At 45.6% G+C, this 25,985-nt stretch carries 20 protein-coding genes; 10 read left to right on the forward strand and 10 right to left on the reverse strand.

What is annotated here, in order from left to right; translation table 11 throughout:
- Nucleotides 1-92 precede the first annotated feature (92 nt).
- On the forward strand, nt 93-2,057 hold the full coding sequence (locus AB4209_RS07190; RefSeq protein WP_372055331.1) for an AsmA family protein: 1,965 nt from the start codon (nt 93-95) through the stop codon (nt 2,055-2,057).
- Between the two features lie 53 nt (nt 2,058-2,110).
- Here the strand turns inward: AB4209_RS07190 and AB4209_RS07195 are convergent, their stop codons facing one another.
- The 3 genes from AB4209_RS07195 to AB4209_RS07205 are packed head-to-tail and all read right to left on the reverse strand — an operon-like array spanning nt 2,111 to nt 4,410.
- Entirely contained in the window at nt 2,111-3,046 is a 936-nt protein-coding gene (locus AB4209_RS07195; protein ID WP_102394592.1) for a bifunctional GNAT family N-acetyltransferase/hotdog fold thioesterase, read from the reverse strand.
- A 16-nt stretch (nt 3,047-3,062) separates the two neighbouring features.
- A complete protein-coding gene (gene dtd / locus AB4209_RS07200) occupies nt 3,063-3,497 on the reverse strand; it encodes a D-aminoacyl-tRNA deacylase (RefSeq protein WP_004735590.1) in 435 nt (144 codons plus the stop codon).
- On the reverse strand, nt 3,469-4,410 hold the full coding sequence (locus AB4209_RS07205) for a virulence factor BrkB family protein (RefSeq protein ID WP_372055333.1): 942 nt from the start codon (nt 4,408-4,410) through the stop codon (nt 3,469-3,471). Before AB4209_RS07205 ends, dtd begins: the two co-directional genes overlap by 29 nt.
- Before the next feature lie 42 nt (nt 4,411-4,452).
- On the opposite strand from AB4209_RS07205, the gene AB4209_RS07210 reads away from it, so the two are divergent.
- Together AB4209_RS07210 and AB4209_RS07215 are read left to right on the forward strand one after the other, a co-directional pair.
- Entirely contained in the window at nt 4,453-5,094 is a 642-nt protein-coding gene (locus AB4209_RS07210; RefSeq protein WP_123285155.1) for a DUF2959 domain-containing protein, read from the forward strand.
- A gap of 31 nt (nt 5,095-5,125) precedes the next feature.
- Nucleotides 5,126-5,656, forward strand: a complete 531-nt coding sequence (locus AB4209_RS07215; RefSeq protein ID WP_229648025.1) for an AAA family ATPase — start codon at nt 5,126-5,128, stop codon at nt 5,654-5,656.
- A 162-nt stretch (nt 5,657-5,818) separates the two neighbouring features.
- Here AB4209_RS07215 and typA read toward each other — a convergent pair whose 3' ends face one another.
- A complete protein-coding gene (gene typA, locus AB4209_RS07220) occupies nt 5,819-7,654 on the reverse strand; it encodes a translational GTPase TypA (protein ID WP_372055335.1) in 1,836 nt (611 codons plus the stop codon).
- 562 nt (nt 7,655-8,216) lie between these two features.
- Between typA and glnA the strand changes: the two genes are divergently transcribed.
- The 5 genes from glnA to AB4209_RS07245 all read left to right on the forward strand — a co-directional run bounded on the left by glnA (nt 8,217) and on the right by AB4209_RS07245 (nt 15,865).
- On the forward strand, nt 8,217-9,626 hold the full coding sequence (gene glnA, locus AB4209_RS07225) for a glutamate--ammonia ligase (RefSeq protein WP_017059221.1): 1,410 nt from the start codon (nt 8,217-8,219) through the stop codon (nt 9,624-9,626).
- A gap of 214 nt (nt 9,627-9,840) precedes the next feature.
- The gene (locus AB4209_RS07230) at nt 9,841-10,404 is read left to right on the forward strand and encodes a DUF4124 domain-containing protein (RefSeq protein ID WP_372055337.1); all 564 of its coding nucleotides are present in this window, start codon (nt 9,841-9,843) and stop codon (nt 10,402-10,404) included.
- A gap of 168 nt (nt 10,405-10,572) precedes the next feature.
- On the forward strand, nt 10,573-11,649 hold the full coding sequence (gene glnL, locus AB4209_RS07235; protein WP_019826501.1) for a nitrogen regulation protein NR(II): 1,077 nt from the start codon (nt 10,573-10,575) through the stop codon (nt 11,647-11,649).
- Nucleotides 11,650-11,770: 121 nt separating this feature from the next.
- On the forward strand, nt 11,771-13,174 hold the full coding sequence (gene glnG, locus AB4209_RS07240; protein WP_017059224.1) for a nitrogen regulation protein NR(I): 1,404 nt from the start codon (nt 11,771-11,773) through the stop codon (nt 13,172-13,174).
- A 108-nt stretch (nt 13,175-13,282) separates the two neighbouring features.
- Nucleotides 13,283-15,865 (forward strand): EAL domain-containing protein, encoded by a 2,583-nt coding sequence (locus tag AB4209_RS07245; RefSeq protein ID WP_372055339.1) that lies wholly within the window; start codon nt 13,283-13,285, stop codon nt 15,863-15,865.
- Between the two features lie 83 nt (nt 15,866-15,948).
- Here AB4209_RS07245 and hemN read toward each other — a convergent pair whose 3' ends face one another.
- From hemN to AB4209_RS07270, 5 genes are all read right to left on the reverse strand, one after another.
- On the reverse strand, nt 15,949-17,340 hold the full coding sequence (gene hemN, locus AB4209_RS07250) for an oxygen-independent coproporphyrinogen III oxidase (protein ID WP_102332593.1): 1,392 nt from the start codon (nt 17,338-17,340) through the stop codon (nt 15,949-15,951).
- A gap of 284 nt (nt 17,341-17,624) precedes the next feature.
- On the reverse strand, nt 17,625-18,113 hold the full coding sequence (locus tag AB4209_RS07255) for a DUF2489 domain-containing protein (RefSeq protein ID WP_017060164.1): 489 nt from the start codon (nt 18,111-18,113) through the stop codon (nt 17,625-17,627).
- Between the two features lie 6 nt (nt 18,114-18,119).
- Entirely contained in the window at nt 18,120-18,677 is a 558-nt protein-coding gene (gene yihI, locus AB4209_RS07260) for a Der GTPase-activating protein YihI (protein ID WP_017060163.1), read from the reverse strand.
- Nucleotides 18,677-19,315, reverse strand: a complete 639-nt coding sequence (locus tag AB4209_RS07265; protein WP_010433503.1) for a class I SAM-dependent methyltransferase — start codon at nt 19,313-19,315, stop codon at nt 18,677-18,679. Before AB4209_RS07265 ends, yihI begins: the two co-directional genes overlap by 1 nt.
- A 557-nt stretch (nt 19,316-19,872) precedes the next feature.
- Nucleotides 19,873-20,490: a cytochrome c gene (locus tag AB4209_RS07270; protein WP_012602993.1), complete on the reverse strand. Its 618-nt coding sequence runs from the start codon at nt 20,488-20,490 to the stop codon at nt 19,873-19,875.
- Nucleotides 20,491-20,638: 148 nt separating this feature from the next.
- Here AB4209_RS07270 and yihA point away from each other — a divergent pair, with 148 nt between their 5' ends.
- Complete coding sequence (gene yihA, locus AB4209_RS07275; protein WP_017060162.1) at nt 20,639-21,298, forward strand: ribosome biogenesis GTP-binding protein YihA/YsxC; 660 nt, start codon at nt 20,639-20,641, stop codon at nt 21,296-21,298.
- A 218-nt stretch (nt 21,299-21,516) separates the two neighbouring features.
- Nucleotides 21,517-22,122: a GTP-binding protein gene (locus AB4209_RS07280; RefSeq protein WP_102428481.1), complete on the forward strand. Its 606-nt coding sequence runs from the start codon at nt 21,517-21,519 to the stop codon at nt 22,120-22,122.
- Nucleotides 22,123-22,629: 507 nt separating this feature from the next.
- Here the strand turns inward: AB4209_RS07280 and polA are convergent.
- The gene (polA, locus tag AB4209_RS07285) at nt 22,630-25,428 is read right to left on the reverse strand and encodes a DNA polymerase I (RefSeq protein WP_372055341.1); all 2,799 of its coding nucleotides are present in this window, start codon (nt 25,426-25,428) and stop codon (nt 22,630-22,632) included.
- Nucleotides 25,429-25,985 lie beyond the last annotated feature (557 nt).

A 25,985-nucleotide genomic window follows, 5' to 3' on the forward strand; every position in this document is an offset into this window, starting at 1 on the left:
CAAGCCCCTCTTTTGAGGGGCTTTTTTGTTGATGCTTGACCCTTTTTGTTCCACTCTGTTTTAAGACTATTGAAATTTAAGGCTTTCAGGGAATGAAAAAGGTATTCATGGTGTTCGGCATTGTGTTGGCTATCGCCGTTGCAACTATCGCAGCGCTGCTATTAAGCCTGCAGACCCAATACCGTGCGGATGTTGCCAACTTTTTTATCAAACATACGATTGAACAACCTGTATTCATTGAAGATGTTGAGTATCAGGCGCCTTATCACATCACCTTAATGGGCATTACCCAAAGCCAACCAGAAAAGCAAACACCTCTGTATATCGACAAGATCGATCTTTGGTTCAGCCCCAGCTCGATGACAGAGGCCAAACTGGTCTTTGAATCTGTTTTGATCAGCGGCCTACAATTAGAGGCAGACGATCTAAAAACACTGACTTCTTTATTTACCCAACCAAACATCAAGCTCCACCAGCTGGCCATCAACAATCTCGACTTTTCGACGCCAGAGTTTAATGCGCGAGGCATCGACCTACAGATCTCCGCCCCAACGTGGAACAACGATAACTCGCTGCTACCTTATGGAAAAACCCAACTCTCTGCCTCACAACTGTATTGGCAAGGTGAGGCATTCGATAATCTGTTGATTGATCTAGACCTCAAGCCGAGTGACAGCACCCTTTATGGTGCTTCGTTTGACTGGCGTGGCGCCAAGATTTCTGGGCAAGCTGAACAATATCAACAAGATTGGTCGTTGGTGAATGTGACCGTCGATGGCTTACGACTCAATCAGAAACAGACCCAAAACCTACTAAGCAAAGAGTGGGATGTTGCAGGCATTAAGATTAATCACATCAATAGCTTAGATATTCTGCGTAGCGACGTAGAGTGGCAAGATGGCCACCTCGCTGCCTTTGATGCCTCATTAGAAAATATCCAACTGCCTTTTGAAATCTGGAAACAACAGAAAGCCATTTTTTCTCTACAGGCAGAAGGAGTGACCATTGATGATGACATGTTCATCGAGCCAAGCCTCAAGCTCAACCTAGAAGCAAACCGGATTCTGATTGAGGATTTCTATACTCAATTCCTGCAGGGCACTGTTCAGCTCAATGGCGAAGTCGCCCCTAGCAGCATTCAATTGGCGCAGCTCGACCTGCAAGGCATCAAGTGGATTACCGAAAACCAAGATAGCCCTCTACCGGCCGCTCGCCTATTGCCTTGGCTCACACAGCTCCAGAACGTCGAGATTAACCGACTTAATATAGAACGCAGCCAACTTATCCAACTAGCACAAACGCCTTACTGGCAGGTCTCTGGATTACATGTCGAGGGGCATCAAGTTCAACTGCTGCAAGATAGAAAACTGGGCTTATGGCAAGGGAAGCTGATGGCGAGCGCCAATGATGCCAGCTACCAAAATATTCTCAGCGCACAGCCTGTGGTTGAGATGAATAGCGAACAAGGAAAATGGACGCTGACTCGTCTGTTTGCACCACTCAGGAATGGCTACATTGAAGCCAATGCAACGCTCGATTTTAACCAAATCAGCAAGCCATGGAGCTTAGATATTTCTGCCGATGGGTTACCCATTGCGCCTATGCTGCAGCGACTTGAATTACCACTCGATGCAACCGGCTATGGCGAGTTTGAACTTCAAGCCGCAGGTTTATATGGCGACTCACTGATGCTCGGTTACTCAACCACAGGGCAACTCACTGGCAGCGTTCGCCAGGGTGTGATGACCTTTAATGATAAGCTTTCTGAAACATCGACTGATAACGTGTTTGAAATTCCAGAGCTTAATGCGCATTTTGACCGTGGGCGCTTCACTCTCGAACCGATGCATATTATTGGTGCATCATCAGCAGAGCAAGGCGAACAAAGGGTTCAAACGCTCAATGGCGAGGCTTCTGGAGAACTCGACTTGCTTAAAGCTGAGCAACACACCCTCTCGATTACCCTATCGGACCCATGCCATCAAATCTCAGGAAAGCTCACCCAAGCTGAGTATTCGGAGATTAACGACTGCCAACAAAAAAACGCCACTCCATAGGAGTAGCGCTTTTAATCAATATCTTACCAAATCAACGGAGTGCTAGATGTGGGCTATTCGCTCACATTAGAATCTGTCGAGAGTATCTTTTTATAATCAGGGATCAGCATATAGGTTCCCGTAAACTCAACCGCTTCCACATCGCCACTGTTAATGGTCACATGAATGATGATACGAGCTTTTCTGCCAGACGCGAGGCGATCTAAATCGCCACTGATCCCATCCAATGAAGTGGATGCGACTGGGTTTTGCTCGACTGGGTGACGATAACGAATATTACTGTCTGCCAGTACGATATCACCGGTCAGCCCGCGTTCTTTCATCAATAACCAAGTCATCCCCCAACCAGTTAAGGTCGCTAAGGTAAAGGCAGAGCCTGCAAACATGGTATTATGCGGGTTCAAGTTGGGATTCAGCTGAGCACTACACTCAAATTGGTAACCCGTGTATTGGTTGATCTTGATGCCCATCTTGTCACTGATCGGGATCTGATGTTCCCAGCGCTGCTGAAGCTCATTACACCACTCAGGCTTACGCAGAACGTCTGCCATTGGGTCAAGATGCTTAACCATCTGTTGGTGACGCACAGGGCCACGTTGATCGTTAATCTCACCGCGACGTTCAAATTCATTCTTCTCATAGAATGAGATCGCATCTTCACGTGCATTACACACCAAGCGCTTAGCACCTTCTTGGCGAGCCAATGACTCAAGTGCGACTAGAATCAACGAACCCATGCCTTTACTTTGGCGAGATTTCTTCACCGCCATGTAGCGGATCTGACCTTCCAGATCTGGGGTGATATACAGACGACCAATCGCCATCGGGCGACCCCGACCATCAACGATCATGCGATGGTGACTCATTGGGTCATATTCATCGCGCTCAGAACCTACCGGCATTCGCCAAGGTTCACGGAGCATCTGCCAACGAAAATGGTAATACTTGTTTAGCTGATTTTCGGTGGTTGGTGTTATGAGTTTAAACATGCTTATTCCTTTAAGCCTAAACCTGCAGCCAGAATGTCACTGGGCCATCATTAACCAAAGACACTTTCATGTCGGCTGCGAATCGGCCACGTTCCGTTGGTAACACTGATTCACACTGGTCAGAGAAATAGTTATAAAGACGCTCAGCATCTTCTGGGTGAGCACCACGAGAGAACCCTGCTCGAGTCCCTTTCTTGGTATCGGCCGGCAGAGTGAATTGAGACACCACTAATACCTTACCTTCTACCTGCTTCACGTTGAGGTTCATTTTATCGTCTTCATCTCCAAAGACACGATAAGTGGTCACTCGTTCCATCAAACGTTTAGCTTTGGCTTCATCATCACCTTTTTCTACGCCTAACAGAACCAATAAGCCTTGCTCAATCTCACCAACTACTTCGCCATCAACACGGACGGCAGCTTCACTTACTCTCTGGATCAGTGCTATCACTGTTGTTTCCTTGCTCTGTGATTTTGTCTTTATCCGACGAGTGTACCATTTCTTTCGAGTCACTCCACTGTTCCTGCTCACCCAATGCAGCGGTCACCTCAGCACCCACCAGCACAATCAACCAGCACAAATAAACCCAGACAAAAAGAATTGGTATTGCCGCCAATGCGCCATAAATCAACTGGTAAGAAGGGAATTGAGTAATGTAGGCCGCGAAGCCTTTCTTACTGAGTTCGAACAACAGAGCCGCCACTAGAGAACCTGCAGCCGCATGAGAAAAGTGTATCTTTTTGTTGGGAACCAACAGGTACAGACCGAAAAACGCAAAGAAAGAGATAATCAAAGGCAGTTTGCGAATTACGGTATTAAAGGCGCCAGATACGACTTCATTTTGTAGCAGACTGAGCGATGTCACATACGAAGTGGCAGCAATACTCGCCCCAACCAAGATCGGCCCAAGTGTTAGCACCATCCAGTACATTGAGAACGACAATACCGCACGTCGCTTCTCATTAACACGCCAGATGTAGTTTAGGTTCTTATCGATATTCGAGATCAACATCAGTGCCGCAATGAACAAGAACACACTACCGACCGCCGTCATTTTTCCGGTATTGGCAACGAACTCTAACAAGGCACCGTGTACGGCATCCCCAGACGCGGGAACAAAGTTGGTAATAACGAAGTTTTGAATGACGATACCAACATCAGCAAAGATGGAGAATGACGACAAGATAGAGAGCAAAACTGTCAGCATCGGAACGATCGAGAGCAAGGTAATGTATGCCAAGTAGCCCGCATTCACATTGACTCTATCGTGCGTCATCCGCGCCAAAAGATAGCGAGAAAACTTAATACTGAGTGTGGCGACCTTTTTTATCTTCAACTTGTAACTCCCTTGTAACTCGTTCATAGTCCTAATTAATATTCCGTTACTTAACTATAGGAAACTAGGATGCCTTATTTAATAGTTATAGTCCTCTCTATTTTTACTCTTACTGGATGCCAGTCAGCTTATTACTCCGCCATGGAGCAAGTGGGCTATCACAAGCGTGACATTATGGTTGATAGAGTGGAAGACGCTAAAGAGTCACAGCAGGATGCTCAGGAAGAGTTTACCAGCGCACTTGAAGCACTCAGCAGCCTGACTAACTTCAGTGGCGGCGACCTTGAAGACATGTACAACCAAATCAACGATAAATACCAAGACAGCGAGAAAGCCGCGCAAAATGTCAGTGATCGCATTGCTGCGATTGAAGATGTGTCGGATGCGCTGTTTGAAGAGTGGCAGAGTGAATTAGATCTCTACACCAGTGACTCACTGCGCCGCTCGAGTGAGCAAAAGCTTCGTGAAACTAAATCGTCTTACCAAACGATGCTGTCAGCAATGAAGCGCGCCGAGAAGAAAATGGACCCCGTGCTCAATACCCTTCGCGACAATACGCTTTACTTGAAGCACAACCTCAATGCGAGCGCTGTCGGTTCACTGCAGGGCGAGTTTATGAGCTTAGAAAAAGACATCGCCTACGCGATTAAGCAGATGAATGCAGCGATCGCCGAATCGGATAAGTTCCTAGCTCAGTTGAACCAAAAATAACGCCCGTAGACACAAATAAACATAAGCCCGTATGAACCCAATCATTATTACTGGCGGCCCTGGCGCCGGAAAAACCAAACTGATCAATGCCTTGGGTGATGCGGGTTACCCCACCTTCGCAGAGTCCTCTCGCCAGTTAATCGAACAGCAGAGCCAACTTGAGAACGGTATCTTACCTTGGTTAGACCTTCCGGGCTTTGCACGCCTATGTTTAACCGTCATGAGCGAACAAAAAGACCAAGCCAGTCAGCATCCTGTTGCCTTTCTCGATCGTGCCATTCCAGACATTTGTGGCTATTTGGCTCAGGCGAAACTAGAGATAAACACAACCTACCGAGAAGCGAGCCAAGGTTATCACCCCCAAGTGTTGTTCTGTCGCCCTGAGGCTTCAATTTATGTACAAGATGATGTGAGACCTTATCCGTTTGAGGAGGCGCTAGAGATTCACCACGCGTTAGAAAGAGTCTACCAAGAACTTGGCTATGAGGTGGTTGAAGTGCCGTTTATGCCAGTCGAAGAACGGCTTCAATTCGTTGAGCGTTACTTATGTATCAAAAGCTAGATCCCCAACTCGGTCGTTCCTCCCTCTTGAGGATGACGAAGACTTAAACACTCTTCGTATCTCGTTTAACCGTATCTAAACAAACTAAAAAACAAAAGCCCCGAGCAGCTAGGCTACTCGGGGCTTTCTTATCTACTTAGCTAGAAGCTAGTCAGCTGGCAATTAAGCCTTAGCTGGACGTGCTGCACGCTTACGTTCGTTTTCAGTAAGAAGCTTCTTACGGATACGAATGCTTACTGGCGTTACTTCTACTAGTTCGTCTTCGTCGATGAACTCAAGAGCTTGCTCTAGAGTGTGACGGATAGGTGGCGAAAGAACCTGTGCTTCATCAGTACCAGATGCACGAACGTTCGTTAGCTGCTTACCTTTCAGACAGTTTACTGTCAGGTCGTTTGAACGGTTATGAATACCGATAATTTGACCTTCGTATACTTCATCCGCGTGCTCAGCAAATAGACGACCACGTTCTTGTAGGTTGAATAGTGCGTAAGTCAGAGCTTTACCAGTTGCGTTCGAGATTAGAACACCGTTGTTACGTTGACCGATTACGCCGCCTTTGTGAGGGCCGTAGTGATCAAATGAGTGGTAAAGAAGACCAGAACCAGACGTTAGAGTTAGGAACTCAGTTTGGAAACCGATAAGACCACGAGAAGGCATCATGAAGTCCATGCGAACACGGCCTTTGCCATCTGGAGACATATCAGTTAGCTCACCTTTACGTAGACCGATGTTTTCCATGATGCCACCTTGGTGCTCTTCAAGCACGTCGATAGTCACAGTTTCAAACGGTTCAGTTAGGTTGCCATCTTCGTCTTTCTTGATGATAACTTCTGGACGAGATACAGCTAGTTCGAAGCCTTCACGACGCATGTTTTCAATCAGGATAGACAGGTGAAGTTCACCACGACCTGAAACACGGAAGCGATCCGGGTTATCAGTTTCTTCAACACGTAGTGCAACGTTGTGTACTAGTTCTTTTTCTAGACGCTCAAGGATGTTACGTGAAGTAACGAACTTACCTTCTTTACCCGCGAACGGAGAAGTGTTTACTTGGAACGTCATTGTTACTGTTGGTTCGTCAACAGAAAGCGGAGTCATTGCTTCAACATTGTTTTGGTCACAGATAGTGTCTGAAATCTTCAGCTCACCAAGACCAGTGATTGCAATGATGTCGCCAGCGTTAGCTTGCTCAACTTCGTGACGGTCAAGACCTAGGTAACCAAGAACTGTACCTACTTTACCGTTACGTTTTTTGCCTTCTGCATTTACGATAGTTACTTGTTGGTTTGGTTTAACAGAACCACGAGTAACACGAGCAACACCGATAACACCTACGTAAGAGCTGTAATCAAGTTGCGAAATTTGCATTTGTAGTGGACCGTCAAGGTCAACTGCAGGCGCGTCTACTGTATCAACAACAGCTTGGAACAATGGTTCCATGTCTGTACCAGTTTCGCCTTCTTCCATCGTTGCCCAACCGTTTAGAGCTGAAGCGTAAACAACGGTGAAGTCTAGTTGCTCATCAGTAGCACCTAGGTTGTCGAAAAGGTCGAATACTTGATCCATAACCCAATCAGGACGAGCGCCTGGGCGGTCAATCTTGTTGATTACAACGATTGGCTTAAGACCGTGTGCGAAGGCTTTTTGCGTTACGAAACGAGTTTGAGGCATTGGGCCATCAACTGCGTCAACGATAAGCAGAACAGAGTCAACCATAGACATGATACGCTCAACTTCACCACCGAAGTCCGCGTGTCCCGGGGTATCTACGATGTTGATGCGGTAATCATTCCAGTTGATTGCTGTGTTCTTAGCAAGGATTGTAATGCCACGCTCTTTTTCGATGTCATTCGAATCCATGACACGCTCTTCAGCTTCACCACGAGACTCAAGAGTGCCTGACTGTTGTAGCAGTTTATCAACCAAAGTCGTTTTACCGTGGTCAACGTGCGCGATGATCGCGATATTTCTTAACTTATCAATCTGTGGAGTAGACATGGATTCTCGATTCACTCATAAAAGTAGCCGTCACTTATCTCAAAAGTTTGGATAATAACCGCTAGCTTGATTTAAAAAACGGTCAATAATATACCAGATTCTAGACAAAAACCCAGAAATATGTGATCTGAACCAAGGCTTTTTTCTTTATTAGCGATTCATATCCGCTTAACTTTGATTCAGTACAGTGTTGAGCAGCGAAATTCGTAGGACTCTAAAAAAGTATCACCTGCGAGTGGCGAGCCAAATCTCCCGCAAAATAACAAAAGTGGATTGACAACTTAGGCAATTCATTGCTGAATGGTGCTCGCTTATGTCTCATATTGGTGCATAGACAAACGGTCGCACCAATAAAGTGCAGATAGAGATCATTTTGGTGCAAAAACCAGATTAAGCAAAATCGCAAAACAAGTAAATCATTGAAATTAATGGAATAATTTTTTTGGCACGTTTTTGGCAATAGATAAATCAGCATCGATTAATGCACTTATAGACATTAATCAATGCTAGTTTCAACCGAATCGAGCTAATACCGAATTAATAACACTGGAGGTTATCCAAGATGTCAGTAGAAAATGTACTATCCCTGATCCAAGAGAACGAAGTTAAATTTATCGACTTACGTTTTACTGATACAAAAGGTAAAGAGCAGCATATCTCTATTCCTTCTCACCAAGTTGATGCAGACTTCTTCGAAGAAGGCAAAATGTTTGACGGCTCTTCAGTAGCTGGTTGGAAAGGCATTAACGAATCTGACATGGTAATGATGCCAGACGCAGCATCTGCTGTACTGGACCCATTCACAGAAGACGCAACGCTAAACATCCGTTGTGACATCCTAGAGCCTGCAACAATGCAAGGCTACGACCGTGACCCACGCTCTATCGCTAAACGTTCTGAAGAGTACCTACGTTCTACAGGTATCGCAGACACAGTTCTAGTTGGTCCAGAGCCAGAATTCTTCCTATTTGACGACGTTAAGTTCTCAAACGACATGTCTGGTTCTTTCTTCAAGATCGATGACGTAGAAGCAGCTTGGAACACAGGTTCTGACTTCGAAGGCGGTAACAAAGGTCACCGTCCTGGCGTTAAAGGCGGTTACTTCCCAGTAGCTCCAGTAGATTCATCTCAAGACATCCGTTCAGCAATGTGTCTAGTAATGGAAGAGATGGGCCTAGTTGTTGAAGCTCACCACCATGAAGTAGCAACTGCGGGTCAAAACGAAATCGCTACTCGCTTCAACACGCTAACAGCGAAAGCTGATGAAACTCAAATCTACAAGTACGTTGTACACAACGTTGCTCACGCATTTGGTAAAACAGCGACATTCATGCCTAAGCCACTAGTTGGTGACAACGGTTCTGGTATGCACGTTCACCAATCTCTAGCAAAAGACGGCGTTAACCTGTTTGCTGGTGATAAGTACGGCGGCCTATCTGAAATGGCTCTTTACTACATCGGTGGTGTAATCAAGCACGCTCGTGCAATCAACGCGTTTGCTAACCCATCAACTAACTCGTACAAGCGTCTTGTACCTGGTTTCGAAGCACCTGTAATGCTTGCTTACTCAGCACGTAACCGTTCTGCTTCTATCCGTATCCCAGTAGTACCAAGCCCTAAAGCACGTCGTATCGAGCTACGTTTTGGTGACCCAGCAGCTAACCCATACCTATGCTACTCAGCAATGCTTATGGCTGGCCTTGACGGCATCAAGAACAAGATTCACCCAGGCGAAGCTATGGATAAAGATCTATACGACCTTCCTGCAGAAGAAGCAGCTGAAATCCCAACAGTTGCAGAATCTCTACAAGAAGCTCTAGCAGCGCTTAGCGAAGACCGTGAGTTCCTAACAGCTGGCGGCGTATTCTCTGACGATTTCATCGATTCTTACATCACTCTGAAATCTGACGACGTACAACGCGTGAACATGGCTACACACCCACTTGAGTTTGAACTGTACTACTCAGTTTAATCTCCTGTAGAGATAAGCCATTTCTTACTGCAACCTTGTAAGAATCGCTGACTAAATATTAGGCTCGCCTCGCAGGCGGGCCTTTTTTATATTCTCCCTCCCCCCGCTTCCTCGTACCATACCTTAGACAAAAGCCCTCAGAGGCTGTCGCGCTAAATACAATAAAACCAACGCCAAACGTGAAATCACCTAGCGGTGAAAAGAGGCTAAAGATATGAAAAACATACTGTTCCTAATCGGGTTAACAGTCGCGCTCTCGTGCTCTGCTCAAACTGTGTATACCTGGGAAGATGAAGATGGCGTGCTCCACTTTAGTGATAACCCTAGCGCTCAAGATGCCGAGGCTCTTCGCCTGCCAGATGTGCAAGCTTCAGCACCCGCCCCTAAATTTGAGGCCTCGACTCCGGTTGACGCCGCAGCTTCCTCTACAACTAAAACGCCAGCTAAAACCCAGGCAGAAACCGAAACCACAGAGCGCGAGGTTCCCACTCAATTAACTCTCACCATGCTGACTCCAGTTCATGATCAAACCATTCGCAACAACCGCGGCTTAATCCCGATTCAGATAGAGCTCAACCGAAAACTTGGTATTGGGGAGCAATTACAATTGATGCTTGATGGCCGTCGATATGGCGCCCCACAGACCCAGCCTATTTGGGAATTAAAAGGTATCGATCGAGGTACTCACACCATTGCAATTCAAGCACATAGAAGCGGCAAGCTTATTGCATCTACTAGTCCAGTCACCGTGTATTTACATCGAGCGACGCTCAAGTAGGCCAATGTGTTAAAAGAGGCCAAATAACCTCTACTTTTCACCTAATCGAAGCAGCTTTCAGCGACTCTAATGAATTATCTTTAGCTTCTGGTTGATATGCGCCATACTTGAACTTAGCCACGCACCAATTTGGTGCAGTGAGAAAAACACCAGTTCAAGGACGAAATAGTGAATCGATCAGCCAAAAGCGACAGCATAGATACACACCATCTTTCCAGCGCCATTCTCGACAATATGGTGACTTCGACATTAATGCTCGATGAGCAATTGTATGTCCGATACGCAAATCCGGCGGCTGAGCAGCTCTTTTCACAGAGCGCACGACGCATCGTTGATCATCCACTGAGCCAACTTATCCAACACGCTTCACTTGATTTGGCGCTTCTGACGCAACCGCTACAAAGTGGCCAGAGCATTACCGACAGTGACGTTACCTTCGTTGTTGATAACCGCCCACTGATGCTTGAAGTCACGGTTAGCCCAATATCTTGGCAGCGAGAGACGCTGTTATTGGTTGAGATGCGCAAGATAGACCAGCAAAGACGCCTTAGCCAAGAGCTCAACCAACATGCACAACAACAAGCGGCTAAGTTGCTGGTACGCGGGTTAGCACATGAGATCAAAAATCCACTCGGTGGCTTAAGAGGTGCGGCGCAGTTACTTGGGAAAATGCTTCCTGATCAGTCTCTTAATGAATATACGCAGATCATTATTGAGCAAGCCGACCGCTTAAGAGCATTAGTCGACCGTCTGCTTGGCCCACAGAAGCCGGGGACTAAATCAGAAGAGAACCTTCACCAGATACTTGAGAAAGTCAGGCAGCTCGTAGAGCTCGAATCGGGTTCAACGCTCGCCATCGAAAGGGATTACGACCCGAGCCTACCGGACATCTTGATGGATTCGGCACAGGTTGAACAAGCGATGCTCAATATCGTGAGCAATGCAGCGCAGATTCTAAAGACTCAAGATTCTGGCAAAATCACCATTCGCACCAGAACGGTGCATCAAGCAAATATTCACGGGCAGCGACACAAACTCGCAGCTCGTATTGAGATCAGCGATAACGGTCCGGGCATCCCCGATGATTTAAAAGACACGCTGTTTTACCCAATGGTCAGCGGACGAGAAGGTGGAACAGGGCTGGGGCTATCGATTTCTCAAAACCTGATCGATCAACACAATGGGAAAATTGATGTTGAAAGCTGGCCAGGCAACACCACATTCACGATTTATCTACCGATTTAGGTCATAAGAACCTCGCTATTGGACAGCGAGATGAAAAGCTTAGCTCGGTAACACAAAGATTAAGACATCATAAAAACAACAATGATTATCACAATAGATTTGGCTGCAAAGGAATTGAATTATGAGTAAGGGATACGTTTGGGTCGTCGATGACGACAGCTCTATCCGCTGGGTAGTAGAGAAAACACTTTCATCTGCGGATATTAAGTGTGAAACATTTGCTGATGCTGAGAGCGTGTTGCTTGCGCTTGAGCGCGAGACACCGGACGTATTGGTGTCTGACATTCGCATGCCCGGCATTGACGGGATTGAGCTGTTGCATCAGGTTCATCAACGCTCTCCCGACCTGCCCGTGATCATTATGACCGCGCACTCAGACCTTGATGCGGCGGTGAATGCTTATCAAAAAGGCGCCTTTGAATATCTTCCAAAGCCGTTCGATATTGATGAAACACTGACTCTAGTCGAACGAGCGATCGCGCACAGCCAAGAGCAGAAACGCGAACAAGCCAGTGAGGTCGCTGAAGACACCAACGCGCCAGAAATCATCGGTGAAGCACCGGCAATGCAGGAGGTTTTCCGAGCGATTGGCCGTTTGTCTCGCTCATCCATATCCGTGCTGATCAATGGTGAATCGGGTACCGGTAAAGAATTGGTCGCTCACGCTCTGCATCGTCACAGCCCAAGAGCTAAGAAGCCCTTCATTGCCTTGAACATGGCAGCAATCCCCAAAGATCTGATCGAGTCTGAACTGTTTGGCCACGAAAAAGGTGCCTTTACCGGTGCTAACAGCGTTCGCCAAGGACGCTTTGAACAAGCCAACGGCGGCACGCTTTTTCTTGATGAAATCGGCGACATGCCACTCGATATTCAGACTCGCTTGCTACGTGTACTTTCTGATGGCCAATTTTATCGTGTGGGTGGACACTCTGCGGTTAAGGTTGACGTTCGTATCGTTGCCGCAACCCACCAAGATCTTGAGCGCTTAGTGCATGAAGGCGACTTCCGTGAAGACCTTTTCCACCGACTCAACGTTATCCGAATCCATATCCCGGCACTTCGCGAACGTAAACAAGACATTGAAAAGCTGACTCATCACTTCCTAGCATCCGCCGCCGAAGAGCTCGGTGTTGAAGTGAAGACACTGCATCCTGAGACCATTTTGAAGCTCAACCAGCTCAATTGGCCGGGTAACGTGCGTCAGCTTGAAAACATTTGTCGTTGGCTTACCGTGATGGCCAGCGGCAGCGAAATTCTTCCTTCAGACCTGCCACCAGAGCTGCTAGAAGAAAAAGTGGTGACCACCTCAGGAACTGGAGATAACTGGCAACAACTGCTCGCTAATTGGGCAAAGTGTGCGCTTGATTCAGGAGAAAAAGAGCTGCTAACTTATGCTCTGCCAGAATTTGAACGTATACTGCTAGAAGCTGCACTCCACCACACTAATGGTCATAAACAGGATGCAGCTAAGGTTTTGGGATGGGGAAGAAACACCCTAACTCGTAAACTCAAAGAACTGTACTAGACCTTATATGATTCTCGATGCAGCTACTTTTTAACCAAAAAAGTGTCGCTTGGTTTGAATAGTGTCGGTACAATTACAGTGCGCTATTCACCAAAGTTGTAGCTAAAGATGTCTTTGAAAACACAAATTACTTTGAGAACCGCAGTGGTTCTGCCATTCGTGATGATTTTTCTGTTCACTATGGGTGTAATGGTTTTCACTCAAAAGCTAAGCTACAAAGAGATGGTGAGTGATGTTAGTGCACGCCAGCTGACATCACTGACTGACAATGTTCATCAAAGCCTGTCTAATTTTTTAGAAAAGCCATTTCACGCCAACCTCTCGCTCAGCCATAACATCGGCTACCACCATCTTTATCAAGCAGGCAATCTTAGTAAGGTCCAAGACTATATTTTTTATACGTTTTCAGACCATTACACTGCTGTACCTCAACTCGATGCGATCGGCTTTGGTTCTGAAGATGGTAACTACGTCGGTTTCCGCAAAGAAGCCAACAAAGGCTACACCTTGATGGTGCAAGACGAACGCACCAATGATCAGCTGGTCATTTACCGTGGCAGCAAAATTAGTGAAGACATTCGATCGGTGATTTCAGGTTACGATCCTAGAATCCGTCCTTGGTACACACCCATTGCGACACAGAAAAAACCGTTATGGTCACCAATTTATGCCAATGCTGACGAACGTCAAGAAATCACCTTATCTGCTCTAGCGCCTATCTATGATGATAATGAATTCAAAGCCGTCGTAGTCAGCGACATCAAAATCAATACCTTCAATGCGTTTCTCAGAAAGCTCAAAGATAGAACGGATGCCTCTGTTTACATCATCGATAAGCAGCAACGCTTGGTCGCGCACTCAGGCGGAGGCAGTGTCGTTTCATGGGGCACAGGACAAACCAACAAAGGGCAACGCAAACTAGCAACAGAGAGTGCTAATCCAGTCATACGTGAGAGTGCTAGCTACGTAGAGCAATTCCACCTAATCGAGAATTTGGGCGAGCAGCGCTTTAGTTTTAGCCTAGACAACGAACGCTACTTCAACCAAATCACCCCATACGAAGATGAGCACGGGCTCACGTGGTTTATTGGGGTGTCGATCCCTGAAAGCAATCTGCTCGGTGAATTGCCAGAAAATCAAAGAAACAGTTGGTTGCTTGGGCTAGCACTGAGCTGCATTGGGGTCATTGCAGGATTAATTGCCTTTAATCGCGCAACCCAACCCATCACCTCGACAGCGGATGCGGCAAAACGCCTTGCTAAGGGCGATTGGGACGCGAGCATGCCAAAAACAGGGCATATATATGAAACCAGCATGTTGGTCGAGTCATTCAATGAAATGACCAACAACTTAAAGGCTTCGTTTCATGCATTACAGTCTCAACTTACCTATGACTCATTAACCAAGCTATACAGCCGTGAAGGCTTTATTGACGCTGCCAAGAAACACCCCGACAACGAAAAAGGCACACTGTATTTGATTGGTATTGATCGCTTCCGAGACATCAATGACAGCCTAGGTCATTACAATGGCGACCAGCTACTTATCATTGCGGCCGCTCGTTTAAGAGGCACACTGCCATCCGAATACCTACTAGCTCGCACTGGTGGTGATGAGTTTGCCATCTACGCGCCAAACGTAACGCAAAGCGATGATGTTCAGCTGCTGACTAACCGCTTACTTCAAACCTTCGCTTCCCCATTTTCAATGGAATCGGAAAGCGTGGTGATTAAGGTATCGATGGGGATAGTGAATGTCTCGAATCTTCACGACATTACACTCCTGCTACGCAGCAGCAGCATTGCATTGAGCAATGCGAAACAAGACAAAACCAGTGTCTGTATTTATAGCCTTGAAATGGGCAAAGCATCGAGACATCGCACCAAGATGTTAGCGCGGATGAACCGAGCGATTGAGCTTCAACAGTTCGAACCGTTTTATCAGCCTATTATTGATCTGGAATCTGGCTCGACCATAGGAGCAGAAGCTTTAGCTCGCTGGATAACGGATGAAGGGGTGATCTCGCCACTCGAGTTCATTCCTCTCGCGGAAGAGAGCGGGCTCATTGACGATATCGGCAAGCAAATTCTGCATAAGTCCTGTCGAGATACAGCCATCGCGATTGAGTCAGGAAAGTGGAGTAAAGACTTCTCGATTCACGTCAATCTATCAGTCGATCAGCTAAGCGAAAATGGCTTTGTGGAACAAGTAAAAGGCACGCTGCGAGACACCAAGCTGCCAGCAAGCAACCTAACACTAGAGATCACCGAATCACGCATCGTCGACAATGATCCGACCATCATCGATAACATGCTGACTCTAAAAGCACTAGGGATATCAATTGCGATTGATGACTTTGGTACCGGCTATTCGTCACTGGCTTACTTACACAAACTGCCATTCGACTGCCTTAAGATCGACCGCAGCTTTGTCAGCAAACTTGATAAAGAGAACCTAGATAGCTCCATCGTCGCGGCCATCGTTAACATCACTAAGGGCTTCAAAGTAAGCTTGGTGGCAGAGGGCGTTGAAACACAGCAACAGGCTGAACTTCTCAAGCAGCTGCAGTGCCCGCTTGCTCAAGGCTTCTTATACAGTCGCCCAGTTCCGTTTGACCAATGGCCTACCGACCTCATCAACTCCAAGCAAAGTGCCAAGGTCAAACAAAATACCACTGAGAGTCTCACCTAAACCAGGCAGAAATCGAATGAGTCAGATACAAAAATGCCAGCATGATGCTGGCATTTTTTATTGTTCTATTCTCTATCGAGCGATTAGATAACGCGAGAGAATTGCTGCTGGCGAGCCTTTGCACGTAAGTATTTATCAAAACACATACAGATGTTACGGATCAGCAAGCGGCCACGCAGAGTAACGCGGATTTCTTTGTCATCGACTTCAACCAAATCATCGTTGATGAAGGTTTGTAGAAGCTCTAAATCTTCTTTGAAGTAGCGATTAAAGTTAACCGAGAACTCAGATTCGATCATTGTTTTATCAAGCTTGAAGTTACAAATCAGCTGCTTGATCACTTCACGACGTAGAAGGTCGTCACTGTCTAGAGCAACACCTTTCCAAAGTGCATGACGCAGGTCATTCACCTGAGCGTAGTACTTCTTCAGCTCTTTCTGATTTTGTGCGTAAGCATCACCAACCATAGAAATCGCAGAAACACCGAAACCAATTAAGTCAGCTTCACCTTGGGTGGTGTAGCCTTGGAAGTTACGATGCAGAATACCTTCACGCTGTGCTACGGCTAGCTCATCTTCAGGTAGTGCGAAGTGATCCATACCAATGAACTGGTAACCCGCTCCCGTTAGCGTCTCGATGGTATCTTGCAAGATAGCCATTTTCTCTTTCGCTTCAGGTAGATCTTCGTCTTTAATCTTACGCTGCGCCGCAAACAGCTGAGGCATGTGTGCGTAGTTAAATACCGATAAACGGCCCGGCTTCATTTCTAACACTTGCTTCAATGTTTCAGCGAACAAAGCTTGAGTCTGCTTTGGTAGGCCGTAGATCAAATCAAGGTTGGTTGAACGGAAGCCTAGCTCTTTCGCACGTTTAACCATCGCAATGATGAACTCTTCATCTTGCTCACGGTTAACCAGTTTCTGCACTTCTTTATTGAAGTCTTGCACACCAATGCTCAGGCGGTTGAAGCCTTCGTTACGCAGGTGGTCAAGTACGTCTAGCTCAATCTCACGCGGGTCAACTTCAATACTGATTTCAGCGTCAGCAGTGAAATTAAATTCCTCACGCAGAATCATCATCAAGCGAGTAATTTGTGTTTTGGTCAAGAACGTTGGCGTACCACCACCGAAGTGCAATTGCGTCACTTCACGGCCATTCAACAAAGAGGCGCGCTGGCGGATTTCATGTTCAATCACATCAAGGTACTCATCCGCTTTATGCGAGTGACGAGTAATGACTTTATTACAACCACAGTAGTAACAAAGCTTATGACAGAACGGGATATGCACGTAAAGAGAGAGTGGACGCTCAGGGTACTGAGTACACGCCATGTCGTAATCAGCGACGGTAAACGCTTCATGAAACTCCAACGCTGTTGGATATGAAGTGTAACGAGGTCCCGAATAGTTGTACTTGTTTAAGATCTCTTGATCCCAAACGATTTGCTGATTCGTTGTTACTGGCTTGCTCGACATAGCGGTAATTCCAATTTAGATCCGCGAGAACCTAAGGTCTCTCAAATCATTTTACATACATTAAAATATAGACGGGTTATTTTGCCACACGACCAGTAAGGTCGTTCCAAGACAAAATCAATTTTTCAGACAAAAACTCAGAACTGCTAGCTTGATCACTAACAAAGCGTCGGGATTAACGAGACGCAAAAGGTAAGAAGGCTCATTTAACACTATCTATAAAGATAAGGTGTCTCAAGAACACCCTGTATTAAACAAGCCTCTATTTTAAATAGTCTTAGCGACTAGATCATCTGAATGTTGATTTGGTTGTTGAGAGGTTTAACCTTCTCTTGCAACCTTTTCAGATCTTCAATGACCGCATCATTCAAGCGAGTCTCTGCCTTATGGCGCGTGAGATTCTGCTGCATGCGCTCTTTCTTCGTCAGTTCCTGTCTTGCCTCTCCGCGAGCCATATCTTTTACGATATGGTACAGCTCAGAAAGAGCAGGATACTCAGAATCAAAATCGACACGCTCATCACCCTGAACATTATCCATAATGATACACACTCGGATACTGATCTCAGGTAAGTCACATTGCCCTTGAATGCCCGCTAAGCACAAAGTATTTACGTTTTCGTAAATCGTCGCGTTGCGTTTTTCAATGGCTAGTGCTTGATGCTGCTTTTGCAACTCCGTCTGCTTCTTCACTTGAAGTAGAAGGTAACCTGCGTAAGAGCCCAAGCCGAGAATGATAATTCCACCAGCAATTGCTAATAAGGTTACGTTCACTGGCTATTAACCTTTAAAGCTGTCTAAATCGAAATCTTCGAATTGAGATAGCAAGTCTTCGTCAGAGCTCGCTTTCTTCTTAGAGGCAACCGGTGCTTCTTCGAAGATCTCTTCTTCATCGTCTTCTGGCTCTAGTAGACCTAAGCGGCCCATTAGGTGTTCGATACGATCAAGTTTCTCATCAACAAACTTCTGTAGACCAGCACCTAGGTTTTCACCATTTTCGATACGATCTAGCAGTGTGTTCAGTTGAGCGTCATTCTCAAGCATCTCTAACTCTTGTTCGTTAGATAGCTTGCGCTCTTGTTTAGTCGGCTTCTTCGCTGGTTCAACGATCAGCGGAATTTTTTTCTTGCTGCCTAAACGTGGATCACGAGCTTGTGCAGCTTTACGCTGTTTTGCTTCGCTACCATCTGAGTGACGGCTGCCAGACTTAAGGCCTTTACGCTTTTTAACACGCTTACGTTCACGACCTTCAACATCAGATTCACTACGGTTACGAGTAACCATAGGCTCCGGAGCGCCAAGTGCTCCCGGCTTTCTTGATTTCTTACTACGACCCATTACTGCACTTTCCTCAGTAAAATTACATCATTTCCAAAAAATTCTAGTTCGAGCTTATCCCGCTCTGCCAAAAACTGGAATGTTTGACGACTAAAGAAGACGACATGTGTCGGGTCATTCTTGTAGTGCCAACCAGCAAACGCGTCTACGTCTATTACTAGTTTAGTCATAAGACCAATCCAGCCCTTGGGTTTAACTAAATTCAACCATTGCTGCCACACTTTGTCTGGGTGATAAAGATGCTCTATCACCTCCGTGGCAGTCATAAAGTCATACGTTTTTTCCAACACAGAGGGTTCTGGGTGGTAATAGATATCGTACAACTCCATGGTGTGTCCGGCTTCTTCTAACATAATAGATAGCGTAGGGCCTGGGCCACAACCAAAATCCAACCCGTGTGAGTTAGATGAAATTTTGTCTGTTAGTGGATCCGCGATGCGAGATAAAAAGCGGCGATAGCCTGCATCACTAGGATCGTTCTCATGGAGATCATAGTGTGCTTTTTCTTCTTTTGCTTCTAACCTTTGTTCAGGTTTAACAAATACCAGTTCACATTGCTGACACTGCAGATAGGCTCTGCGTTTGTCTTCAAAATAGTGATTCACGCCTTGGTGATGGCATAAGGGACAAGTATACATAGCACATCCTTAAACAGGGATGCGAAACATACCAGAAACTGAGTTTATAGTGGAGAGGTATTGGGTGTTTTTTCATCAAATCAATAAAAAAAGCGATAGGAAAACCTATCGCTCTCTAAATCTGCCTATATCGGCCAAAATTTGCATACTCAACTTGGTACACAAATCTCCATTTGTTATTGGTGCTTTCCATGCCAAATTTGTTTGTTGTTCATCGTCCTGATGAGTTTTGGCTATCCTTTTCTAACACCTTGTTGCTGGGCTGTCCTAGCCTGATCCATTTCTGTCTATACCGTTAGACTAGATGATCATCCATATCTAAGTCAGCTCCTAGCTGATGGCGGTTACTTTACCGTGTTACAAAAAGACTACAAGAGTGCGACTTCACACTTTTGTACACAAATCGATCACACATTGATAAATCAGACATAAACACAAAACGCATTAATAAAACCAATACAAAAGAAAACGCCCCGACCATTACTGATCGGGGCGTCTCTTCAATCTCGCTCGAACGTACATTCCTTTACTCTGGCTAAGAGCAAGAAACCGACAAATTAGTGTAAACCACCAACGTACTTCGATAAGGTATCAATATCAGCGTCTGTTAACTTTTTAGCTACATCACGCATCATCGCATTCATGTCGTTATTACGGTCACCATCGCGGAATTTTTCAAGTTGAGCCTTGATGTAATCTGCGTGCTGACCTGAAATCTTAGGGAAACCAGAAAGTTCGGTACCATTACCACGAGGGCCATGACAAGCAATACACGCCGTTACGCCGCGTTCTGCGTTACCCGCTGTGTAAAGAACCTTACCTTCATCTACTACATTTTCAGGAGTAGAGTTACTAGAGATAGGTAGAGAGGCGTAGTATGCCGCTAGGTCAGCCATATCTTCTTCAGATAAAGGCATCGCCATTGCACCCATTACAGGTTCGTAACGACCTTGCTTACCACCACTTGTCATACCTAGCTTAAGCTCTTTTAACTGCTTCTCTAGATACTTCTCATGTTGACCAGCCAGCTTAGGGTACTGAGTGATCAGGCTGTTGCCGTCAGCACCGTGGCAGGCAACACATGTTTGTGATTTGGCTTTACCAGCTTCAATACTACCTTGAGCCCATACTGAGCAGCTGGCTAAAAGACTCAAAATTAGCGCTAATTTCTTCATGACATTCCATTATAATTATCAAGCTTCCAGTACCACTCTATGTTGCCACTCATGGTACAATAGGCGACCTTATGCCGAGCACGGTTATTTTACACAAATTCACAAAAAAGTAATCAATCGACTACACAAAGTCGAGATGGAGTTAACAGTGAGCGTAAAAATTCATTATCAAAACACGCATTTCATTACCAGTGCACCTGATATTCGTCATTTACCAGAAGACGAAGGGATCGAAATTGCGTTTGCAGGACGCTCCAATGCTGGTAAATCTAGCGCGCTAAATCGCGTTACAAACCAAAAAAGCTTGGCGAAAACCAGTAAAACACCCGGTCGAACTCAGCTAATCAACCTATTTAAGGTAACGGACGGTTGTCATATCGTCGATTTACCTGGATATGGCTTTGCTCAAGTACCACTTGAGATGAAGAAAAAATGGCAGAAGTCGCTAGGTGAATACCTACAACGACGTGAAAGCCTGAAAGGTTTAGTGGTATTGATGGATATCCGTCACCCAATGAAAGACCTTGACCAACAAATGATCTACTGGGCTATCGATAGCCGTATCCCAGTGCAGGTTTTGTTAACAAAAGCAGACAAACTGAAAAGTGGTGCGCGTAAAGCACAGCTACTGAAAATCCGTAACGATGCAAAATCTTTCGGTGGTGATGTTGCGGTTGATGTCTTCTCTTCAATGAAGGGCATCGGCGTTGACCAACTGCGTGCCAAGATGGATGAGTGGTTTGCGCCTGCGCTTGCTGATCAAATCATTGATGAGTTAGCAGACGAAGAGCACAACGACTCAGAGTAGTTCCTCTACTTATCGCTATAGGTTAGAGCACTTACAACACGTGATTTAGCCTTATCAATGCCCCTCCTTATATAGGTGGGGTATTTTTTTGCCCAAAAATGAGTGAGTTAAGCATAAGTTTTTAGTGTTAAAAATCGGATTTAGCCACTAAAACCAATAGAAGTGAACCATACTAAAAGACACATCTAAATAATCAGAACAATGAGAAAGGAATACTCATGTGGAAAACACCATTGGCCATCATTGCACTTATGTTGGTCTCACTGACAGGGTTTGCCTCTGAAGCAGAACAAGAACAAGAACAAGCCCCACTGATCAATGTCGATATGACCTTAGACCTCGATGGCATGGAAAAGTACGCCCAAGACGCGAGTGAGTCTCTTGAGGTGATATCGCAATCTTTGCAAGCGATAGTCAACAACCCCAACCTAAGCGACGACCAGCAACAAGCCCTCAATCAAACGGTTGAAAGTATCAATAAGCTTGCGAGCTCCACCAAGACATCACTCAATCAACTGCCACAAGCCTTAGACCAATCTCGACTCGCCTTTAAACAAACCAGTCAAATGCTGTTGGATGACATTCAGACCAAGATCATCATTGCGCTGGCGGCCGTTATCGCCGTCATTATTATCGCTTTGACCGCTATCTATCTGCTTATCCTGAAACCCATGCAGCAAACCTTGGTAAAAGCGACCAACAATATCTCTTCGATGGCACAATCCATCCAGATCACCGCCGAAGCACTGAAATACAGCACCGAGAAACAACAGAAAATCATGGATTACATTGAGCATTCACCGACTCAATACACTGATAAATAAGGCGTGATCCATCAATCCTTTATCGATAACTTGTAAAATAAAAGTTATTTCAAGTGATAAAACAATCGACTTAGAGACGGATTTAAATTACCAAAAGCTGATCGAATTTCAGATCTAAGGCAAATCAGGGGTTTATCACTGTGCTTGAGAAAGTGTAATAAAAGGCACTAAAAATGAGAGGTTTTACGGGGGAATGACAGGTTGGAAATATTTTTCTTTCGCACAAGAAAAAACGCCCCAGTCAAATACTGACTGGGGCGGCTGAATCAGCCTAATCCAATAACGTGAAACAAAAGGTCTGAAAGATAGAACATCTTACCTCTGTACCCTACGAGATTTAATGTACAACAATTGCTCAGAAATGAAAACAACTTTTGTAGTTTTTTTTCATGAATGTTTTATTAAAACACCTAAATTCTTATTACGACTTAACTTTATTTGAGACAAAAAAAAGCCAGTGTTTGTGCACTGGCTCATACTAATTTGCTTATTAAGGTCAAAAACTGATTAGTGGGCTTGATCCCAGTTGTCACCGTGGCCAGCTTCCGCGACAAGCGGCACTTCTAGCTCTGCAGCGGATTCCATCAATTCTTGTACTTTACTTTCAATTTCGGCTAAAGATGACTCTTCCACTTCAAACACCAATTCATCGTGTACCTGCATAAGCAGTTTTACACGACCATCGCCTTCCGCTTGAATCCACTCATCCACCAACAACATCGCTTTCTTAATGATGTCCGCTGCTGTGCCTTGCATTGGCGCATTGATCGCCGCGCGTTCAGCAGCTTTACGACGCATGCCATTACGAGATTGAATCTCAGGAAGGTGCAGTCGACGACCGTAAATGGTTTCAACGAAGCCTTGCTCTGAAGCAGCACTGCGCGTGTCTTCCATATACTGCATTACGCCAGGGTAACGCTCGAAGTAAGTGTCCATGTAGTGCTGTGCTTCGCCACGAGGAATACCCAGTTGCTTAGCCAAGCCAAAGGCACTCATACCGTAGATAAGACCGAAGTTAACGGCTTTAGCACGACGACGTTGTTCAGTGGTCACACTCTCAATATCAACACCAATGATCTCAGCAGCCGTTGCCGCGTGGATATCTTTGCCTTGTTGGAATGCTTCCAGAAGCGCTTTATCACCCGAAAGGTGCGCCATGATACGCAATTCAATTTGAGAGTAATCGACCGCTAGAATCTTCCAACCATGTTGTGCAACGAATGCTTGGCGGATACGACGGCCTTCTTCATTACGAATTGGGATGTTCTGCAGGTTTGGATCTGTTGAAGACAATCGACCCGTTGCTGTCACCGCTTGGTGATAAGACGTATGAACACGACCCGTTTCAGCGTTGATCATCTTCGGTAGTTTATCTGTGTAGGTCGACTTTAGTTTCGCAAGGCCACGATACTCAATGATCAGCTTAGGTAGCGGGTAATCAAGAGCCAACTCTTGCAGCACTTCTTCGTTGGTTGAAGGTGCACCTGATGGCGTTTTCTTGATAACAGGCAGACCCATTTTCTCAAACAGGATCGCTTGCAGCTGTTTTGGCGAGTTCATGTTGAACTCTTGCTCTGCAATCTCGTAGGCTTTCTGTTCTAGCTCATCCAATCGAACCGCAATCTCTTGCGATTGAGCGCCTAGCAGCATGTCATCGATGAATACGCCAGTGCGTTCAATGCGAGACATAACAGGGATCAGTGGTACTTCGATTTCTTCATAGATGGCTTTTAGCTTTTCATCTTGCTCAATGTTTTCCATCAAACGGTTATGAAGACGTAAAGTCACGTCAGCATCTTCTGCTGCGTATGGAGACGCTTCTCCCAGCTCAATCTGGTTGAAAGTAAGCTGCTTCTTACCTTTACCTGCGATTTGCTCAAATGAGATGCAGCTGTGCTGAAGGAAACGCAGCGCTAGGCTATCCATATCATGCTTGCCGCCAACGCTATTAAAAACATAAGACGCTAGCATGGTGTCGTGCTTGATGCCTTTCATCTCGATACCGTAGCGCGCTAAAACGCTCATATCGTACTTCAGGTTTTGACCGACTTTAGGCTGTGCGTCATCTTCAAGAATCGGCTTAAGCTGTTCAAGTACCCAATCACGATCCAGTTGTTGAGGTGCATCTAGGTAATCATGGGCAACCGGCACGTACGCGGCAACGCCTTCTTCAGTCGCGAATGACAGGCCAACGAGGTTCGCCACCATGTAATCTAGGCTGTCGGTTTCAGTATCGAAAGCAAATACTTCAGCCGCTTTCAGTTTCTCTAGCCAAACATTGAATGACGCTTCATCGAGGATGGTTTCGTAGTTGCTGCGATCAATGGTCACGGCAGAGGTGTTCATTTCTACGGTAGAAGTGGTTGATGCCGTATTGCTGCGCACTGCGCCCGACTTTTCATCCGCCTCAACCACACCACTGCCACCTTCAAGTAGCTCGTTCAACCAAGACTTGAAGACCAGTTGACCATATAGCTTAATCAGCTCATCCGTATTTGGTTGTGCTTTTACAAGCGACTCAGGTGTCTCTTCTAACTCGACGTCCAGTTTGATCGTTGCAAGCTCGTAAGACATCTCAGCGTTGTCTTTATTATCAATCAGCTTCTTAGCCATGGTTTTTGAACCACGGAAGCCAAGAGCGGCAATATCATCCAGGTTTTGATACAGCTTTTCGATGCTACCAATGCCTTGTAGTAGAGCAGTTGCTGTTTTGTCACCAACACCTGGAACGCCAGGAATGTTATCCACTTTATCGCCCATCAGTGCAAGGTAGTCGATAATCAGCTCAGGTGGGATGCCAAACTTCTCTATCACGCCTTCGCGATCCATAACCACGTTGGTCATGGTGTTGATCAAAGTAACGTTGTCATCAACCAGCTGCGCCATATCTTTATCGCCAGTACTAATAAGCACAGGCATACCCATCGCAGAAGCTTGAGAAGCAAGCGTACCGATCACGTCATCCGCTTCAACGCCGGGAATAGAGATAAGTGGCAAACCCATTGCACGAATCACATTGTGCAAAGGCTCAATCTGGCAACGAAGATCATCAGGCATAGGTGGACGGTTTGCCTTGTACTCTGGGTACATGTCATCACGGAACGTCTTTCCTTTCGCATCAAAAATTACCGCAATACGATCAGAAGCAAATTGACGCATCATGCTGCGCAGCATGTTAACTACACCGTAAACAGCGTTAGTTGGGATATCACCATTGCTCATTGTGCCAGGGTAAGCATGGAACGCGCGATATAGGTAAGAAGAGCCATCGATCAGAATCAATGGATTATCAGGAATACGAGCCATAATGTTTGTGTATCCAGTAAGTACAGAAATTATCTGTTAAGAATGCCACGTCTGTTGGTTGGATTCCACGTTGTCGATCTGTATCCGTTCACTCGGTTGTGTTCGTTATAATCGATTTGTTGTTATTTTTTGTTCTTAGACGCAAGCGTTCTGTGGATAACTCTGTTTATATTATTTATCCACCCTGTTGAGAACTACGGTGAACAACTCAAAAAACACCAATAAACAACTGAAAATAAAGAATAATTTTACAGATCGAACAGATGATCAACGATCTTTTCTCGATCTTGCGTTGTGGAAAAGAATGCTGATGGCGTTTTATTCATAAAAATACGTGCCACTAAATATGCATCTTGTTGAAATGGTAGGTATAAAAAAAAGCGACACCCGAAGATGTCGCCTAGCAAAAACCGGTAAAGCCATTCAAATTGAATACCACAGCTTTACCTAAAAGCTATAAATTACACTGGAAGCAATGTGAGCAATGTCGTGTCAAAAAGAACTTAGTACAAGTTCGCGAGAATTCTGTTGGGTAACCAAGTAGATACTTGAGTACT

This window comes from Vibrio sp. 10N.286.48.C11, assembly GCF_041469805.1.
Lineage (GTDB): Bacteria > Pseudomonadota > Gammaproteobacteria > Enterobacterales > Vibrionaceae > Vibrio > Vibrio crassostreae_C.

Excerpts from the sequence above, each read along its gene's own strand:
- glnA (WP_017059221.1), top strand. The coding sequence starts at position 8,217 with ATGTCAGTAGAAAATGTACTATCCCTGATCCAAGAGAACGAAGTTAAA.
- AB4209_RS07245 (WP_372055339.1), top strand. The coding sequence starts at position 13,283 with ATGTCTTTGAAAACACAAATTACTTTGAGAACCGCAGTGGTTCTGCCA.
- AB4209_RS07230 (WP_372055337.1), top strand. The coding sequence starts at position 9,841 with ATGAAAAACATACTGTTCCTAATCGGGTTAACAGTCGCGCTCTCGTGC.
- AB4209_RS07270 (WP_012602993.1), bottom strand. The coding sequence starts at position 20,490 with ATGAAGAAATTAGCGCTAATTTTGAGTCTTTTAGCCAGCTGCTCAGTA.
- AB4209_RS07195 (WP_102394592.1), bottom strand. The coding sequence starts at position 3,046 with ATGTTTAAACTCATAACACCAACCACCGAAAATCAGCTAAACAAGTAT.
- AB4209_RS07215 (WP_229648025.1), top strand. The coding sequence starts at position 5,126 with ATGAACCCAATCATTATTACTGGCGGCCCTGGCGCCGGAAAAACCAAA.
- AB4209_RS07210 (WP_123285155.1), top strand. The coding sequence starts at position 4,453 with ATGCCTTATTTAATAGTTATAGTCCTCTCTATTTTTACTCTTACTGGA.
- AB4209_RS07190 (WP_372055331.1), top strand. The coding sequence starts at position 93 with ATGAAAAAGGTATTCATGGTGTTCGGCATTGTGTTGGCTATCGCCGTT.
- hemN (WP_102332593.1), bottom strand. The coding sequence starts at position 17,340 with ATGTCGAGCAAGCCAGTAACAACGAATCAGCAAATCGTTTGGGATCAA.
- AB4209_RS07265 (WP_010433503.1), bottom strand. The coding sequence starts at position 19,315 with ATGTATACTTGTCCCTTATGCCATCACCAAGGCGTGAATCACTATTTT.
- polA (WP_372055341.1), bottom strand. The coding sequence starts at position 25,428 with ATGGCTCGTATTCCTGATAATCCATTGATTCTGATCGATGGCTCTTCT.
- AB4209_RS07205 (WP_372055333.1), bottom strand. The coding sequence starts at position 4,410 with ATGAACGAGTTACAAGGGAGTTACAAGTTGAAGATAAAAAAGGTCGCC.
- yihI (WP_017060163.1), bottom strand. The coding sequence starts at position 18,677 with ATGGGTCGTAGTAAGAAATCAAGAAAGCCGGGAGCACTTGGCGCTCCG.
- glnG (WP_017059224.1), top strand. The coding sequence starts at position 11,771 with ATGAGTAAGGGATACGTTTGGGTCGTCGATGACGACAGCTCTATCCGC.
- AB4209_RS07280 (WP_102428481.1), top strand. The coding sequence starts at position 21,517 with ATGTGGAAAACACCATTGGCCATCATTGCACTTATGTTGGTCTCACTG.
- typA (WP_372055335.1), bottom strand. The coding sequence starts at position 7,654 with ATGTCTACTCCACAGATTGATAAGTTAAGAAATATCGCGATCATCGCG.